This is a genomic window from Streptomyces sp. NPDC104309 (assembly GCF_055584025.1).
In genome coordinates this window covers 152,187-168,598 of the sequence record NZ_JBVJMV010000016.1, presented here as the reverse complement: position 1 = coordinate 168,598, position 16,412 = coordinate 152,187, and the positions used below count along the sequence as shown (strand labels likewise).

12 protein-coding genes, 1 tRNA gene and 2 pseudogenes are annotated in these 16,412 nt (G+C 72.8%); 9 read left to right on the top strand and 6 right to left on the bottom strand.

What is annotated here, in order from left to right:
- Window positions 1-801 precede the first annotated feature (801 nt).
- Window positions 802-1,494, bottom strand: a complete 693-nt coding sequence (locus ACZ68L_RS24120; RefSeq protein ID WP_469580007.1) for a FadR/GntR family transcriptional regulator — start codon at window positions 1,492-1,494, stop codon at window positions 802-804.
- 175 nt (window positions 1,495-1,669) lie between these two features.
- Here ACZ68L_RS24120 and leuA point away from each other — a divergent pair, with 175 nt between their 5' ends.
- The gene (leuA, locus tag ACZ68L_RS24115) at window positions 1,670-3,442 is read left to right on the top strand and encodes a 2-isopropylmalate synthase (RefSeq protein WP_469580005.1); all 1,773 of its coding nucleotides are present in this window, start codon (window positions 1,670-1,672) and stop codon (window positions 3,440-3,442) included.
- A 347-nt stretch (window positions 3,443-3,789) separates the two neighbouring features.
- Here leuA and ACZ68L_RS24110 read toward each other — a convergent pair.
- From ACZ68L_RS24110 to ACZ68L_RS24100, 3 genes and pseudogenes are all read right to left on the bottom strand, one after another.
- A pseudogene (locus tag ACZ68L_RS24110) lies at window positions 3,790-4,002 on the bottom strand (two-component sensor histidine kinase); the annotation flags it as partial.
- Between the two features lie 238 nt (window positions 4,003-4,240).
- Window positions 4,241-5,167 carry a spermidine synthase gene (locus tag ACZ68L_RS24105; RefSeq protein ID WP_469580068.1) on the bottom strand — a complete coding sequence of 309 codons (927 nt, stop codon included), beginning with the start codon at window positions 5,165-5,167 and terminating at the stop codon, window positions 4,241-4,243.
- A gap of 144 nt (window positions 5,168-5,311) precedes the next feature.
- Window positions 5,312-5,761 carry a hypothetical protein gene (locus ACZ68L_RS24100; RefSeq protein WP_469580003.1) on the bottom strand — a complete coding sequence of 150 codons (450 nt, stop codon included), beginning with the start codon at window positions 5,759-5,761 and terminating at the stop codon, window positions 5,312-5,314.
- A 241-nt stretch (window positions 5,762-6,002) separates the two neighbouring features.
- Between ACZ68L_RS24100 and ACZ68L_RS24095 the strand changes: the two genes are divergently transcribed.
- Entirely contained in the window at window positions 6,003-7,355 is a 1,353-nt protein-coding gene (locus tag ACZ68L_RS24095) for a tetratricopeptide repeat protein (RefSeq protein ID WP_469580001.1), read from the top strand.
- Between the two features lie 190 nt (window positions 7,356-7,545).
- Here ACZ68L_RS24095 and ACZ68L_RS24090 read toward each other — a convergent pair whose 3' ends face one another.
- Window positions 7,546-8,142 (bottom strand): histidine phosphatase family protein, encoded by a 597-nt coding sequence (locus ACZ68L_RS24090; protein ID WP_469579999.1) that lies wholly within the window; start codon window positions 8,140-8,142, stop codon window positions 7,546-7,548.
- 256 nt (window positions 8,143-8,398) lie between these two features.
- Here ACZ68L_RS24090 and ACZ68L_RS24085 point away from each other — a divergent pair.
- The 7 genes and pseudogenes from ACZ68L_RS24085 to ACZ68L_RS24055 form a co-directional block, all read left to right on the top strand.
- Window positions 8,399-9,067, top strand: a pseudogene (locus ACZ68L_RS24085) (phosphatase PAP2 family protein); the annotation flags it as partial.
- Between the two features lie 181 nt (window positions 9,068-9,248).
- Window positions 9,249-10,478, top strand: a complete 1,230-nt coding sequence (locus ACZ68L_RS24080) for a hypothetical protein (RefSeq protein WP_469579997.1) — start codon at window positions 9,249-9,251, stop codon at window positions 10,476-10,478.
- Complete coding sequence (locus tag ACZ68L_RS24075; RefSeq protein WP_469579995.1) at window positions 10,469-12,082, top strand: hypothetical protein; 1,614 nt, start codon at window positions 10,469-10,471, stop codon at window positions 12,080-12,082. The genes ACZ68L_RS24080 and ACZ68L_RS24075 overlap by 10 nt, the downstream gene beginning before the upstream one ends.
- A complete protein-coding gene (locus ACZ68L_RS24070; RefSeq protein WP_469579992.1) occupies window positions 12,079-13,413 on the top strand; it encodes an AAA domain-containing protein in 1,335 nt (444 codons plus the stop codon). The genes ACZ68L_RS24075 and ACZ68L_RS24070 overlap by 4 nt, the downstream gene beginning before the upstream one ends.
- 91 nt (window positions 13,414-13,504) lie before the next feature.
- Entirely contained in the window at window positions 13,505-13,846 is a 342-nt protein-coding gene (locus ACZ68L_RS24065; protein WP_469579991.1) for a hypothetical protein, read from the top strand.
- 247 nt (window positions 13,847-14,093) lie between these two features.
- The gene (locus ACZ68L_RS24060) at window positions 14,094-14,801 is read left to right on the top strand and encodes a bifunctional DNA primase/polymerase (protein ID WP_469579989.1); all 708 of its coding nucleotides are present in this window, start codon (window positions 14,094-14,096) and stop codon (window positions 14,799-14,801) included.
- A tRNA-Lys gene (locus tag ACZ68L_RS24055) sits at window positions 14,792-14,865 on the top strand. The genes ACZ68L_RS24060 and ACZ68L_RS24055 overlap by 10 nt, the downstream gene beginning before the upstream one ends.
- Window positions 14,866-14,921: 56 nt before the next feature.
- Here ACZ68L_RS24055 and ACZ68L_RS24050 read toward each other — a convergent pair.
- Window positions 14,922-16,136, bottom strand: coding sequence for a M6 family metalloprotease domain-containing protein (locus ACZ68L_RS24050; protein ID WP_469579987.1), 1,215 nt, complete (start codon window positions 16,134-16,136; stop codon window positions 14,922-14,924).
- Window positions 16,137-16,412: the final 276 nt, after the last annotated feature.

Below are 16,412 nucleotides of genomic sequence, written 5' to 3'. Positions count from 1 at the left end.
ACTACTCCTTGTTCCGGGGTGGGACTGGCGTTCTGACTGCGCGGCATACGCACCGGTGGGCGCGGGTGCCGGGTGTTCAGGGGGGAGGACACGGGCAGTGCCGTTCGGACGGGAATCCCCGCACGATGTGGGAGCGCTCCCATGCGTCGATGTCGGAAGGTTCCTGCCTTGAGGGGGTGGGTGTCAAGAGTTGAAGGCGCTTCCGTTGCCCGAGTGTGTCCTGCAAGTCACGAGACCGTGTCCCGCCCAAGTCTTGCCATAGCCCACCGACTTCGGCCGAGAGTTCGTGTGGTTCCGGAAACACGCAGGCCAAGGGCCTTTCAAGGCAGGGTCGCCGCACCGGGCACGCCGAACAGGCCCCGTCGCGCCGCGTTTCCGGCCGCTGCCGGGAGTGGCCCCCGTCATCCCCGATTCACGGCCGACCGCCCGCCGGAAGGTGAACGGGGCATCGCGCGGCGGGGGTGGTCGGGGGCGGATCCGCGTTCTTTCTCCGAACCCGCCGCCGGTACTCGGCGTTCCGGGCCCGGGGCGACTGGGTATGGGGGCGGGCCCGGGAGGCCCGACTTGGAGGCCCGACTTGGAGGCCCGACTTGGAGGCCCGACTTGGAGGCCCGACTTGGAGGCCCGGCTTGGAGGCGGCTTGGCGGCGCGGGCCTGAAGGCGCGGGCCTGGAGGCCGAGCCCGGAACGCCGAGCCCGGGGGCCTGGGCCTGGCGCTCCGCACTCGGCGTTCCGCGCGCCGGTTCCATCGCCGACGCCCCACAGCCGGCCGTGCCTCCCCGACGTGTCGGAGTCGTCAGGCCTACACCGTCCGCAGCCGGGCCAGCGTGGACTCCAATTCGGCCTGAGCGGCCCGGCCCGCCGAATCCGCGTCACCGGCCACGACGGCCCGCACCAGTGCGTCATGGCTCGCGTCGCCAGGGTGCGGGTTCTCGCGGCGCAGGCCGAACAGCTCGACGAGGTCGATGAGCCCTTGCCGCAGCGCGGGGGCGAACTCGCCGAAGAGGTCGGTGAGTACGGGATTGTGGGCCGCGACCACCACGGCCCGGTGCAGGGCGATGTCCGCGTCGACGAACTCGGCGTCTCCCCCCGCCCCCGCCGCCCGCCGTGCGGTGAGCGCCGCGTCGAGGGCGGCCAGGTCCTCGTCCGTACGGCGTCGCGCGGCCAGCCGCGCGGCCTGGACCTCGATCAGCATGCGCACCTCGTAGACATCGACGACGGAGGCCCGGCGCAGTCGGGCCGGCCAGTCCTCCGTCGCGTGGTCGGCGATGACGAAGACGCCCGCGCCCTGACGGGACTGGAGGAGGCCGAGCGTGGCCAGGGTGCGCACCGCCTCGCGGACGGTGGAGCGGCCCACGCCGAGCGTCTTGGCCAGGGTGGTCTCGCCGGGAATCTTCGTGCCGACCGGCCAGTGCCCCTCCGTGATCTGCTCGCGCAGATGGTGCGTGGCCTGTTCGACCAGGGGGCTGGGGCGGAGTGGACCGAGCGAGGACACGGATTTCACCTGTCAGGTTGTCTGAGGACTTTCTTTCTGGCTACTGTACCGGGCATGACGCACAGCGGTCTCCTTCTTCTCGGCTGCCGCGGCGGGGCCTGAAGCGACCGGCACCCCGCCGCGGGGTGCCGTGCTGTGCCGGTCGCATCCGGCGATGCGAGAAGAGTCCGCCTTCATGTCCGACCGCCTGTCACCGATGCACAGCTTCCCCACCATCTGCACCCCGCGCGGGCCCGTGCCCGCCGCCGCGCCCCGCTGGAACCCGCAGCGCGGCAGTTCCATGCCGTCCCACCGCTACCGTTCGGCCTTCGACCGCGTCGAGGTCCCGCTGACCGGGCGCACCTGGCCGCAGGCCCGTATCACGAAGGCCCCGCTCTGGGTACCCGTCGACCTGCGGGACGGCAATCAGGCACTGGCCGAACCCATGGACACCCCGCGCAAGCGCCGGATGTTCGATCTGCTCGTCGCCATGGGATACAAGGAGATCGAGGTCGGCTATCCGTCCGCGAGCCGCACCGACTTCGACTTCGTCCGGCATCTGGCCGAGAGCGACGCCGTGCCGGACGACGTCACCGTGGTCGTGTTCACCCCGGCCAAGCAGGACCTGATCGAGCGGACCTTCGAATCCATCGAGGGGATGGACCGCGCAGTGGTCCATCTGTACATCCCGACCGCCCCCGTCTGGCGCGATGTCGTGCTCGGCCGCAGCCGTGCCGAGGTGCACGGCGTGGTGCGCGAGTCGGCGACGCGGATGGAGCGGCTGGCGCGGGCGCGGCCCGCGGCGGACATCCGGTTCGAGTTCTCCCCCGAGGTCTTCGTCCTCACCGAGCCGGACTTCGTCCTGGAGCTCTGCAACGGCCTCACCGAGCTGTGGGACGCCTCCCCGGACCGGCCGGTCATCCACAACCTGCCCGCCACGGTGGAGATCGCCACGCCGAATGTGTACGCGGACCAGATCGAGTACATGCACCGTCATCTGGAGCGGCGCGACGCGGTGATCCTCTCCGTCCATCCGCACAACGACCGCGGCACCGGCACCGCGTGCGCCGAACTGGCCGTCCTGGCGGGCGCACAGCGCGTGGAGGGCTGTCTGTTCGGCAACGGGGAGCGCACCGGCAACGTCGACCTGGTCAACCTGGCCCTCAACCTGCACGCCCAGGGCGTCGACCCGATGATCGACTTCTCCGACATCGACGAGATCCGCCGCACGGTCGAGCACTGCAACCGGCTGCCGGTGCCGCCCCGCCACCCCTACGGCGGCGATCTCGTCCACACCGCGTTCTCCGGCACCCACCAGGACGCCATCAGCAAGGGCTTCGCCCATCACGCGCGCAGCGGCTCGGACCGGTGGTCGGTGCCGTATCTGCCGATCGACCCGGCGGACGTGGGGCGTACGTACGAGGCGGTCATCCGGGTCAACAGCCAGTCGGGGAAGGGCGGCATCGCCCATCTGCTGCAGAGCAACTACGGGGTGAACCTGCCGGCCGGGATGCGCACGGACTTCTCCCGTACGGTGCAGACCGCGACCGACGACAGCGGCCTGGAGGCCACGCCGAAGGATCTGTGGGAGCTGTTCGAGGCGGCGTACCTGGTCCCCGGACAGGACGGGAACGTGGCTCTGACCTCCTGGTCCACCGACCGGAACCCGGCCGGTGAGCACCGGTTCGTCTGCACGCTGCGGGTGGGCGACCGGGAGGGCGACTACGAGGGCACCGGCAATGGTCCGGTGTCGGCGTTCACCCGTGCGCTGGCGGCGGCCGGCATCGAGGTGGACATCCTCGACTTCACCGAGCACGCGACGTCGACGGGGCGGGGCAGCCCGGCGATGGCGTACGCGGAGTGCCGGGTCGGCACCGGCGGGGAGCGGCGCTGGGGGGCGGGCCAGGACACGTCCGTCCTCACCGCGTCGATCCAGGCCGTGCTGTCGGCGGTGAACCGGGCGGAGTAGCGGGGCCGTCGGGCTTCGTCCGGGCACCAAAAGGTCCGGGCACCACAAGGTCCAGGCGTCAAAGAGAGGGGGCGCGCACCCCGGCCGGAGGTGGGGATGTGGGGGCCGGCCGGGATGCGCGGAGTGGGTGTTGGTCCATGGACGTCGGGCGGTTACTTGTACGCGCCGATCGCCTTGGTCCCGGTGCTCGCCGTGCGCCGGTGCGTACTGGTGCCCATCGCGTGCCTGCCTCTGTCCTGCCGGGGTGGGGGTTCGGAGCACGCCAGCGGCAGCGAATCCGGCACATGGCGCCCTTCGGAACCGAGTTGGCGTTCTCAGGGCTCCCTTAAGGAACGCATCGGTGCTGGTCAAAGGTTCGGACCTGCGCCGGAGCGGAATCGGAGCACTGCCTTCCGGCGGATCGCACGGCGACGCCGCCGCACCCGGTGGCCGCGCCGGTCCCGCTCCGGCCGCTGCCCGTCGAGGCCGATCCAGTCGCGCACCTCCGTGCCACCGAGCGCCGAACGGCCGATCCGCACATCGCCGCCGGTGGACTCCGCGACCCGGCGGACGATGTCGAGGGGATGTTCCGACAACGCGGCGAGGTGCCGTAGCTGTCGTCGCGCGCCCGCCAGGGATGACGTGTGACAGCCCTTAGGCCCTGTCCTGCCGATCTTCGCGGGCCCGGAACGCCTGGCACGGCACCTCGCCGCGTTGTCGGAGTCGCCCAAGTACGTCCAGTACGAGGACGATCCTCCGCCTTGCGATGCACCGCACCAGACACCCCGGGCTGATCCACGAAGATCGACAGGACAGGACCTAGCCGAACGCCGACGGCGGCGGCGCCGGTGACGGTCTGGCCTCCGCGTCCCTCACCGCCGCCGCGCCGCCGGTGAAGTCGGCGAGCGCCCGCCCGTGTTCGACGCGTCCGGGGTGCGGATCGGTCGCGACCCGGCGGGTCAGCTCCGCGACCTTCAGCGCCAGGTCCGAGGCGAGCAGCACGGCGTTGCCGAAGCGGCGGCCGCGCCAGACGGTCGGGTCGGCGGCGAGCGCCAGTTCGGGGAAGACCGTGGCCGCGGTGGCGATCTGGCCGCGGAGATGGGTCAGCGGCGGCCCGTCCGCGAGGTTGGCCACGTAACTCCCGCCGGGTTTCAGGACCCGGCGCACCTCGGCGAGGAACTCGGTGCTGGTGAGGTGGGCGGGGGTGCGGGCCCCGCTGAACACGTCCGCGATGACGAGGTCCGCCCAGCCGTCCTGGATCTTCCCGAGCCCGGCGCGGGCATCGGTGGACCGGACCCGGATCCTGGCCTGCGGGTCCAACGGCAGCTCCCGGCGGACCAGTTGGACGAGCGCGGCGTCCACCTCGACGATCTGCTGGGTGGAGCGGGGGCGGGTCGCGGCGATGTAGCGGGCGAGCGTGAAGGCGCCGCCGCCCAGGTGCACGACGTGCAGAGGCTGCCCGGGGGGTGCGACGAGGTCGGCGATGTGGCCGATCCTGCGCTGGTACTCGAAGGACAGATACGTGGGGTCGTCGAGGTCCACATGGGACTGGGGGGCGCCGTCGAGCGTCAGCGTCCAGGCGTGCGGGCGCTCCCGGTCGGGCACCAGCTCGGCGAGACCGCCGTCCACGGGTTCGGCGAGGGGCTCGGCCCTGCGCCCGCCCACGCGTTCGGTCCTGGCGTCGGCCCTGCGGTCGGACCGCTTGCGGGCGCCCGCGCCGCCGTCCGGCGTTCCTCGACGTGCCACTGCTGCTCGTGCCTGCTCACTGCTCATCGCTCCGGGCCCGTTCACGGAACCGGCCGTGCCGGGGAATCCGGCCACCGGCCCATTATGGGCGCGCCGGCAGGAAGTCCGCGGTCGGCCATGGGCGCGCGGGCGGGGAGGCGGTGGTCAGCGGCAGCTGTCGGCCGCCTCGATCAGCCGGGCCGCCTGGTCGAGCGCGGCCCGCAGCGCGCCCGGGTCGGTGACCGGGGCGTCCTCCCCGGGCGGCAGCAGCCAGCCGCTGCCGGTGACGGGCGGTTCGGCGGGGACGCGCAGCCCGCGGCCGTCGGTCTGCGTACAGGCGCTGCCCGGTACGTCCCAGGCCTCGGCGGTACCGGGCGGCACCAGGAAGCCGAGGGTGTCGCAGGCGCCGTCGTGCAGGACCGGGCCGACGGCCTCCTGGTCGGCACCGCGGCGCAGGATGTCCACGGCCTCCAGTCCCTGGCGGGCCGGGACCGTCACCAGGTCGCAGGGCTCGGCGCCGTGGTCCTCCGTGAGGGCGGCGGGCGCCGTGGCACCCGTTGCGGCCGGGGTCGTCGCGGTCGTCCGTGAGCCGGTCTCCGTGCCGAGATGCAACAAGGGACCTCTCCTCTCATCGCCGGGCGGAGCCGATTCCGTCTCCGCGTGGACCAACGCGCCGACGGCGTCAAGGGCTACGGTGCCACGCCGCCGCAAAGGGTGGCAGTTCATGGCGGATCGTGGACGATATATCCCTTTTGTACGTAATCGCTGAGTGTGCGACGCGTCACAGCCGGTACGTTCTTGCTCCGCCGGGACACCGGAAGCAGGAACCCCGGCTGCAGAAGAGAGGTCCTAGCCCATGGTGTCGACAGGGGCAGTTCCCAACCTCGCCTTCCGGCGGCTGCGCGGCCCGCGCTCCGCCGGGGAGTTCGCTGCCGCGGTACGCAGGTCCGCCCGCGAGATCGGCGAGCAGGTCGCGTGCGACGCCCGGTACATCGGACGCGTGGAGTCCGGCGAGATCCGCTGCCCCAACTACGCGTACGAGCGGGTCTTCCTGCACATGTTCCCCGGGACGACCCTGGCGGACCTGGGCTTCTCAGCGCGCGAAACCGTACGCGGCCGAGGTGCGCGGGCCACTGCCGAAACCCCACCGCCCCCAGCGCTCCACAGCGACACCGACGAGGAGAGCGACGTGCTGCGTCGCGTATTCATGACGAGCGGCACCACCGCGATGGCGGCCGCGACCCTGGGTCTCGGCCTGGACGGCCCCTCCGCCGCCGCCACCCTGCCCGACCCACGCCGCGTCGGCGAGGCCGAGGTGAGCGCCGTCGAGAAGGCGGTACGGCAGATCCGGCTGCTCGACGACCGGCACGGCGGTGACGGCCTGTACCGCAGGGCGTCCCGGCCGCTGCGGGCGGCGTACGCGCTGCTCGACTCCGGGACCGCCACCAAGCGTTCCACCGCCGACCGGCTGCATGCGGGAGCGGGCGAACTGGCCATCTCGGTGGGCTGGCTGGCCCATGACTCGGGCCGGTTCGAGGACGCCCGCTCGCACTACGCGGAGGCGCTCGCCACCGCGCGGGTGGCGGGCGACGCGGCGCTGGAGGCGCATGCGTTCTGCAATACGTCGTTCCTGGCCAGGGACACGGGACGGCCCCGTGAGTCCGTACGCGCGGCCGAGGCCGGGCAGCGGGCGGCACAGCCGCTCGGCTCGCCGCGGCTGCTGGCCCTGCTCGCGCTGCGGGAGGCGGGGGGCCGGGCAGGGCTCGGGGACCGTACGGGCTGCGAACGGGCGATCGGCCGCGCGCACACCGCGTTCGGGCGCGGGCCCTGCGACGCCGATCCGGAGTGGATGACCTTCTTCCGGGAGGCGGAGCTGGAGATGCTGGAGGCCCAGTGCTGGTCGGCACTGGGCGACTGGTCGCGGGCGGCCCGCCACGCACTGCGCGCGACGCGGCTCCAGGACCCGCACTTCACCCGGAACCTGGCGCTGTACCGGGCCGAACTGACCACGGACCTCGCACGGGCCGGCCGGGTCGCGGAGGCGGCGACGGCGGGCCATCAGGTGCTGGACCTGCTGGACCGCGTCCAGTCGTCCCGTATCCGGGCGATGCTGGCGGACGCGACGGCGGTGCTGGCGCCACAGCGGGGTGCGGTGGAGGTACGGGGGTTCATGGAGCGGTACGCGGAGGTCGCGGAGCCGGCCGGGTAGAGGCTCCGGCGGGCGCGTCGCGCCCGCCCGCGGCGGACGGCGAGCCCCGGCCGACGTCCCGCGCGCCGAAACCCGGCTGGGCCGGCGAACCGGACCCGTCAGCCGCCCGGACACGGAACTCCTGCCCCTGGTCAGGGACGCAGGGCTACAAGCCCGTCCGGCGAGCGGGGCCGCTCCCGGAACGGCCGGGTCACCGGTCCAGGTGGCCCGTGTCGTTCCAGCGCTCCAGCGCGGGCGCCCCGTAGGCCCATCCCAGCACCGAGAGCGACGTCGGATCGAGCCGGATGCGCGCCGCGAACGACACGTCCTCGCCGAGCCACCGCGCTCCCAGCGCCCGCAGGATGTGCCCGTGGGCGAAGACCAGGACGTCGCGGTCGGCCGAGCGGGCCCAGTCGACGATCTCGTCGGCGCGGCCGGACAGCTCGGCCAGGGTCTCCCCCTCCGGCACCCCGTCACGCCAGATGAACCAGCCGGGACGGATCGCCTTGATCTCTGCCGGAGTCATCCCCTCGTACGCCCCGTAGTCCCACTCCATGAGCGCGTCCCACGGCTCGGCCCGGTCCGCGAAGCCCGCGATCTCACAGGTCTCCCTCGCCCGCAGCAGCGGGCTGGTGCGGACTTCGAGGCCCGGCAGGTCCGCCCACGGTCCGCGGTGCAGCCGCTCGCCGAGGAGCTTGGCGCCCGCACGGCCGGTGTCGAGCAGCGGAATGTCCGTCCTGCCGGTGTGATTGCCCCTGACGGACCATTCCGTCTGGCCGTGCCGGGCGAGCAGGATACGCGGTGCCATGACGGCTCTCCCTGAAACTGAGATCTGAGGCCGGCGATCGGGACAGAACGGATCGTCCGGTTTTCCCATCATCGCGCACGCGCACGCGAGGCAACCTCCGGGGCCGAACCGGCGTCCCTCTCTGCACGGAGATCTCCGGCGGAGAAAACCAACGGAAATGTCCGTACACGCACGGGGTACCCGACAGGGACCCCCGGGGGAATCGCGGCCGGCCCGCACCGTACGGTTGAACGCCCGCTGTCGGTCGCATTAACACATGATGGAGAGCTTCCGGATGCAGCATGCCAGCACCGCGCCCATAACGCGCCCACGGCCCCGTTGGTGGACCGAGCTGCCGCTGCTGGCCCTGGTGTACGCAGCCTACTCGGCGGGCCGGCTGGTGGCGCGCGGCGACGTGTCCACGGCCGTCGACCACGGTCTGCGCATCCTGCACCTGGAGAAGACGCTCCACATCAACTTCGAGCACCCGCTCAACCGGCTGCTCACCGCGCACTCCTCGATAGGCATACCCGCCGACTTCGCCTACGCGTCCCTGCACTACCTGGTCACCCCGGCCGTCCTGATCTGGCTCTTCCGCCACCGCGCGGCCCTGTACCGCAGGGCCCGCACCTGGCTGATGACCTCCACACTGCTCGGCCTGATCGGCTTCACCCTGCTGCCGACCTGCCCGCCCCGGCTGCTGCACGCCAGTCACGGATTCGTCGACACGATGGCGCAGTACAGCTCGTACGGGTGGTGGGGAACCGAGGCGAGCGCCCCGCGCGGCATGGGCGGGATGACGAACCAGTACGCGGCGATGCCGAGCCTGCACGTCGGCTGGGCGCTCTGGTGCGGGATCCTGCTGTGGCGCCACGGCCGCCACCCGCTCGTACGGGCCGCGGGCATCGCGTACCCCCTGGTCACCACGTTCGTCGTGATGGGCACGGCCAACCACTACTTCCTCGACGCGGTCGCGGGCGTCGCCGTGATGGGCGTCGGAGCCCTGCTGGCCGGACCGGTGATGCGTCTCGCGGACCGGATCAGGGACCGGCTCGAAGCCCGCTTCCCGAGGCTCGTCGCGACCACGAAGTCCCCGGTTGTCAGTGCCGGATGCGAGACTTCGGCGGGTGAGCGAATCCCTGGCCAGCGGACCACCTCCGCAGATTCCACCGACGCCCCGGCAGCGGCCGACGCAGACGCCTCGGACGGCCGCGCGTCCCGGGCCGACACCGCAGCCCCCGCAGACGCGCGACCAGCGCAGGACGACGCTCCGGCAGCGGCTCGCTGAGCTGCGGGGCCCGGCCGTCGCGGCCCGGCCGCTGGACGCCCGCGCACTGGCGGCCCTGGCCGCCAACCCCGGCTGCCGGCGCCGCGCCCTGCTGGACGGCGCGGGAGTGGACAAGGCCGCGCTGGCCGCCGCGCTCGGTTCGCCGGCCCCCTTCGGCCAGTCCCAGTTCGCTCTCGTCCGGGGCAACGCCTTCGAGGCCAAGGTCAAGGCCGACGGCGGTACGGAGCTGATGCGGCTGCTGCACGAGCGTCTCGGCGACGGCGCGCCCCCGCACGAGGTGCTGGTCCCCGATCTGACCGCGGCCGGTCCCGAGGGCCGCGCGGCGCGTACGGCCCTCGCGCTGCGGGAGGCGACCGAGTCGGGCGGCTGGGCGCTGCTGGACCACCCGATGCTGGCCCTGGAGGTGGCCGGCTCCCCGGCCTACCTGGAGCCGGACGCGGTGGCGGTGCACCCCGACGGCACCTGGACGGTCATCGAGATCAAGTCCTTCCCCATGATCGACGGTTCCGCCGATGCCGCGAAGGTCGGCGCGGCGGCCCGGCAGTCCGCCGTCTACGTACTGGCTCTGGAGCGGATCGCGGAGCTGACCGAGGGCGCCGAGGTCGGCCACCGGGTCCTGCTGGTCTGCCCGAAGGACTTCTCCAATCTGCCCACCGCTTCGGTCGTCGACGTACGCAAGCAGCGTGCGGTCACCCGGCGTCAGCTGACCAGGCTGACCCGGATCGAGGACATCGCGGCGGCCCTGCCCGAGGGCGCCACCTTCGACCCGGAGTGCCCCCGGCAGCAGCTGGACGCGGCGGTCGAGTCGGTCGGCGCGGCCTACGCCCCGGAGTGCCTGTCCGCCTGTGAACTGGCCTTCCACTGCCGGGCGAAGTCCCGCGCGGCCGGTGCGGTGGAGACACTGGGGCGCAGTGTGCGGGGCGAGCTCGGCGGGCTGACCACGGTGGGTGCGGTGCTGGCCGCCGCCGCGGGCAAGGAGGGCGACCCGGCCGATCCGACGGTCGCGGCCCTGCGGCGGGCGGCGGCGCTGCGTGCCGAGGCCCTGGCGGGCGGTCCGGCATGTCGCTGATCAGCACCCTGGCCCGGCTGGAGGCCGTGGAGAGCGGCCGGGCACAGCCGATGACGACGGTCCTGCACCGCCATCTCACCGACCGGCCGCTCGTCCTGGTGCCACTGACCACCGCCGGTGAGGCGGGCGCCCCACTGGGCGCGCTCGTCGGGACCGACCGGGAGGCGCCCCGGCTGCTGGCGGTCGCGCAGCCGCGCGACCGGGATCTGCGGTTCGCGTTCCTCGCCGAGCTGGCCGAGGCGGTGCTGCCGCACATCGAGGCGTACGAGGACGTCATCGAGCCCGCCGAGCGGAGCGAGACCGATCCGGAGACCGGGAAGAAGGTCAAGGTCGAGGTCGAACTGTGTGCGGACGCACCGCAGTTGATCGTGCCGAGCCGGGCGGGCATCGACTTCGTACGGCTGCTCGGCCGCTCGATGCGGTTCCGGCGCACGGCGGAGGACGATCCCGAGGCCCCTTACCCGGCGCCCGCCCGCGTCCCGCTGCTGGGCCGCTGGCTGACGCATTACGGGGAGCGGGCCAGGGTGCCGGGCTCCTCCCTGCTGCTCGCCACGACGGATCTGCTGAACCGTCACTGGGCGACCGGGCAGAGCAGTCTGGAGGATCAGCATCTGGGCGCGTTGCTGGCCTGGATCGACGCCCCGGCGGGCGAGTCCGGGGCGCGGGCCGCACTCAGTGCGGAGCTGGACCGGGACGGCGCAGGACAGCTGCTGTGCCCGCCGGCCGGCCCGGCCACGGACCCGGCGTTCGACAACCGGCTGCTGGCGCCCGCCATCGAGAAGTACGACCGGGCGCGCACCTCGCTCGCGGCGGCCGAGGACGGCCTCGCCGCCGATGCCCGGCTCGGCGAACTGACCGCCGCCGAGCGGGAGATCAGGGCGCTGCTGGCCGGGGTGATGCGGCCGACGTGGGATGCGGTGTGGCGGGGGCTCGATCTGCTGAGGGAGCTGCCCGAGGGGACCAGGGCCGAGGACCGCTGGACGCGGGACCGCTGGTCGTTCACCGGGCACCGGGACCGGGTGCGTTCCGGTGAGCCGCCGCAGCCGCGCCGGGACGACGCGGTGACGGCGGCGCAGAAGCTGGCCTCGCGCGAGACGGCGCAGGCCCAGCTGGAGGCGCAGGAGGCCTTGGACGATCCGCTGGTGCTGGCCGGACGGCGGCTGGCCGGTGAGGCGTTCGTCGGCGAGGTGACGGAGGTGGTGATGGCGTACAGCGAGTCGAAGCGCCCGTCCCCGCGTCCGCTGGTCACGGTCCGCACGGACGAGCGCCCGCATCTCGGCGAGCGCACCAAGGTGTACCGCTCGCTCGAAGGCAGGCCGCAGACCGCCGAGTTCGTGGGATTCGCCGCGGAACCGGAGGACGACGGCCCGCCTCCGCTGGTGCTGCGCATCACCGACCGGATGGGCAGAAGCAAGGAACCGGCCCCGGGTTCGGTGCCCGAGCCGGGTGACCGGATCTCCTGGACGCTGTTCGAGCACGATCAGCGCGGCGGCCCGAAGCTGCCGGACCCGGAGCAGACGCCGTGGACGCACGGCGGACCGCCGGGCGCGGCCGCGGAGCGTGCCGAGCATCCCGATCCCGTGACCGCGGAGGACCTTCTGTGACGGCCGTATTCGACCCGGGCGCGCAGGCCGCGCGGGCGACCGACGCGATCCTCGCCGACACCTTGAGCGGCACGTCGCGCGGCATCGTGGTGGACTCCCCGCCGGGCGCGGGCAAGTCGACGCTCGTGGTGCGTGCCGCTCTCGAACTCGCGTCGGCCGGGCACCCGTTGATGGTGGTGGCGCAGACCAACGCCCAGGTCGACGACCTGGTGGTGCGGCTGGCCGAGAAGGACCCGGGACTGCCGGTCGGCCGGCTGCACAGCAATGACACCGACCCGTACGACAAAGTGCTGGACGGCCTGGCCAACGTACGGAAGTCGGCCAAGGCGTCGGACCTCACCGGACTCGACGTCGTCATCTCGACGGCCGCCAAGTGGGCGCACGTGAAGAACGTCGAGCCGTGGGGGCACGCGATCGTCGACGAGGCGTACCAGATGCGTTCGGACGCCCTGCTGGCCGTCGCGGGACTCTTCGAACGGGCGCTGTTCGTCGGCGACCCGGGCCAGTTGGACCCGTTCTCGATCGTGGGCGCGGACCAGTGGGCGGGGCTGTCGTACGACCCGTCCGCGAGCGCGGTCTCCACGCTGCTCGCGCACAATCCCCGGCTGCCGCAGCACCGGCTGCCGGTCTCGTGGCGGCTGCCGGCCTCCGCCGCGCCGCTGGTCTCGGACGCGTTCTACCCGTACACCCCGTTCCGCAGCGGTACGGACCACGGGGACCGGCGGCTGTCGTTCGGCGTCGCGTCCGACGGCTCGGCACCGGACCGGGTGCTGGACGAGGCCGCAAAGTCCGGCTGGGGCCTGCTGGAGCTCCCGGCCCGGCACACCCCGCGCACCGACCCGGAGGCGGTACGGGCGGTGGCGCTGGTCGTCCGCCGGCTGCTGGACCGGGGCGGCGCGGCGACGAGCGAGCGTTCCCCCGAGCCGGCCCCGGTGACGGCGGACCGGGTCGCGGTCGGCACCGCCCACCGCGATCAGGCGGCGGCGGTACGGGCGGCGCTCGCGGAGCTGGGGGTGACGGGCGTGGCGGTGGACACGGCGAACCGGCTCCAGGGCCGCGAGTTCGATGTGACGGTGGTCCTGCACCCGCTCTCCGGCCGCCCGGACGCCACGGCGTTCCATCTGGAGACGGGCCGGCTGTGCGTACTGGCCTCGCGCCACCGGCACGCCTGCGTCGTGGTGTGCCGGGCGGGCGTCGCGGAGCTCCTGGACGAGCACCCGTCGACGGAGCCCGTGCAGTTGGGGGTCACGGTGAAATTCCCGGACGGCTGGGAGGCGAACCACGCGGTGATGGCGCATCTGGCGGAACACCGGGTGCGGTGGCAGGCGTGAGGGCGGCCGTTCGCGGAACGCCGGACGGCCGCTTGCGGGACGTTGGACAATGGAGGGTGGCCGTCGGGCCCACCGAAGGAGGAAACACCACATGGCACAACCCGAGCGGAACGAGCAGCAGCGGCTGCGACCCGCGCCCCTGCTCTTCGAGCCGTCGGCGTCGGTCGCCGATCCCGAGCACTTCTTCGACCTGGAGTCGATGGACGATCCGCAGGAGCTGCTGACCCGCGCCACCGAGCTGACCCTGGCGTTCCGCGCCGCGACCGACCGGGCGGTCGAGTTCCAGGCGCTCGCGGCCGCTCAGCTCGCCGATCCGCGCCGGTTCGACCGGCTGACGACCGCGGACATCGCGCAGCGCGCGGAGTGGACCGAGGACTATGCCAAGAAGATGGTGGAGTTCGGCCGGAGCCTGCTGGGCGGCTCCGCACCCTGACCTCCCCCTTGGGCCCGGCACCGGCACCGGCCCGAGCGCCGTACCGATGCCATCGGGTCCGCCGCCCCGCCCCGTCCCGGCCCGCCACCGCAACCGGGGCCGTCCGGGCCCTCGCTCCACCCGGCCGTGACTCCGGGTACCACCACTGGCATATGCCCGCGCGCAAGATACTCCTTTGCACCCTCACCTGTCCCGGTTTCCGGCAACTCTCGGAATCCACTTGATCACTCCCGGTAGACATGCCTGCATGAGCGCATGGCTGCCAGACGAAACGACCCTGCACACCGGCGACGCCCCCCAGCACGGCTCCGACGTCTTCGCCCTCCTGCGGGACCGGACCGCGAGCCAGACTGCCCAGGTCACGGCGGCCGGCGCCGCCTGGCTCGCCGGCGCCACGGCCTATCCGCGCAGCACGCTGGCCCAGTGGGAGGCCCACCCCACCTCCCCGGGGGTGCTGCCGTGCGGATCGGCCTTCGACGTGGTGAACGTGCCCACCCTCTTCGGCCGCCGGATGCTGGAACACCTGTGGGCCGACGGGCCCGGCTCCGGGCCCGTCGCCACGCATCGCGGACGGATGCTGCTCTTCGCCTCCCCCGGCACCGCCCAGCGGCTGCCGTCGCTGCTCGACTGGGAGGAGTGGGGCGGCGGCCTCGAACCGCGCGCCGCCGCGGACCCGCGGGAGCGGGACGGCGGCGAGGCCAAGGTCCCGCCACTGCTCTGCCACGGCACCGGGGACGCGGTGACCGTCCCGCCCCTGACCTGCGCGTCCGCCGCCCCCGGACCCCGCTGGGTGGTCGCCCCCGACACCCGCGGCCCCTGGCTGCCGGGTCCGGACGTACTGCTCTGGGCCTGCGTCCGGGTGACCCGGTCGACGCTCTCGCCGGCGGCTCGGAATCCGATTTTTCCTCCCGCCGATCAGGATGCTAATGTCTACGACGTCAGCAGGCGCCGCTAGCTCAGTTGGTTAGAGCAGCTGACTCTTAATCAGCGGGTCCGGGGTTCGAGTCCCTGGCGGCGCACAGACGGAAGAAGCCCCCTCGCGGAAGCGAGGGGGCTTCTTCGTGATCGCGGACACCTATGTTCCCGTGGTGATCCGGACCGTCCAGGCACCCGACGGCGTCCGGTCGGCGACTTCGATCCTGGCGTGCGCGCCGGGGATGCTGTACGTCTCGCCGACCTGCAGCGGGGCGTCGGCGAGCGGGGCGTAGACGGACCGGTCCCAGCAGGCGTCGGTGGTGGGGTGGGTGTCGAGTACCTCGACCGGGCCACCGCCGGACGGGGTTCCGTTCCGCACCCGGTAGAGCAGGACGCCTTCGGTGCAGGTCGTCCGGTCGTTGCCGGTGGCGCCGCGCGCCTCGATGGCCACGGCGCTGCCCTCACCGGTCCTGATCACCGCGAGCCGGGTGCCGAGGGAGCCGCCGGGTGCGGGCGCGGCGGCGATCGGCTCCAGGGTGATGTCCCGGCTGCGCTGGACGCAGACCACCTGTCTGCGGTCCAGCCAGCCCAGCTTCCACTTGTGCCAGCCGAGGAAGTCCGGTGCGAGACCGAACTGGCTGCCCATCACGTCCCAGTCACCGACATAGGTGTCCCAGTCGCCCTTGCCGTCGGACGGCCGGTGGTAGAGGTCCGGCAGGTCGAAGACGTGGCCGGTCTCGTGGGCCAGCACGTTGTGGTCCGGCGGGTGCCGTTCGAAGACGGTGACGAGGCGCCGGATCTCCGTACCGTCCGCGCGCAGCGGCTGATCGAAGTTGACGACCTTGGTGGCGTCGGAGTCGACCCCCGGGGCGTCCGGGTCGGCGACCAGGTAGACGATGTCGTACCGGGAGAAATCGACCTTCGGGTCGGCCGTCGCGATGGCATCGCGCAGATAGGCACTGCGCCTCTCGTTGTTCCAGTCGCGCTGTATGCCGTACCAGTCGGAGGCCTCGGGCATCTGGATCCACTGCTTCAGCGGGTGCGGGCGCAGGGTGAACTTCCCGTACGAGGCGCGCTGGAAGAACTGGGTGGTGGCGGGGAAGTAGTCCGCGGTGAGTTCCTTCGGGGTGGCGGTGGGGCGGTGGTCGGGAAAGGAGAGGAAGACCATGACCGCGTCGAGGGAGCGGACGGGGCGGGGGTAGGCGTCGTTCCAGTCCCCCAGGCCGAGTGAATGATGCGCCTCGGTGCGGGGCAGCGCGCACGGACCCGCTTCGCCGATGGCGGCCACGGCCGGCCCGGCGACGAGGGAGGTGGCCGCGAGGGCCAGGAGAGAGGTCACGGCCGCGGCCACGCCGCGCAGGCTCGGCCTCTCCACTCCCCCGGTCCTGTGCTGACGCGGCACATCTACCTCCGGGCGCGGGCTGCGGTCACGCACCCACCCTGTGACGGTTCGAGGCTTTCGTCCTGTTGAGCTGCCCCAGTCGAGTCAGCAGCCGGCCACGGCGTTCACCCTCACGGACAGTCACAATCAATCACTGGAAGATCGCGAAAGAACGGAACCACTCAGGAACGACCAGTCATGGGCAAACCAGATCGGCGCGGGACTGGCCCATGCGGGGCGAACGCGGGGCGTGGAGGGGGCGGGCGCTGG

Coding starts and splice junctions, on each gene's coding strand:
- leuA (WP_469580005.1), top strand. CDS start 1,670: ATGTCCGACCGCCTGTCACCGATGCACAGCTTCCCCACCATCTGCACC.
- ACZ68L_RS24095 (WP_469580001.1), top strand. CDS start 6,003: ATGGTGTCGACAGGGGCAGTTCCCAACCTCGCCTTCCGGCGGCTGCGC.
- ACZ68L_RS24090 (WP_469579999.1), bottom strand. CDS start 8,142: ATGGCACCGCGTATCCTGCTCGCCCGGCACGGCCAGACGGAATGGTCC.
- ACZ68L_RS24075 (WP_469579995.1), top strand. CDS start 10,469: ATGTCGCTGATCAGCACCCTGGCCCGGCTGGAGGCCGTGGAGAGCGGC.
- ACZ68L_RS24065 (WP_469579991.1), top strand. CDS start 13,505: ATGGCACAACCCGAGCGGAACGAGCAGCAGCGGCTGCGACCCGCGCCC.
- ACZ68L_RS24060 (WP_469579989.1), top strand. CDS start 14,094: ATGAGCGCATGGCTGCCAGACGAAACGACCCTGCACACCGGCGACGCC.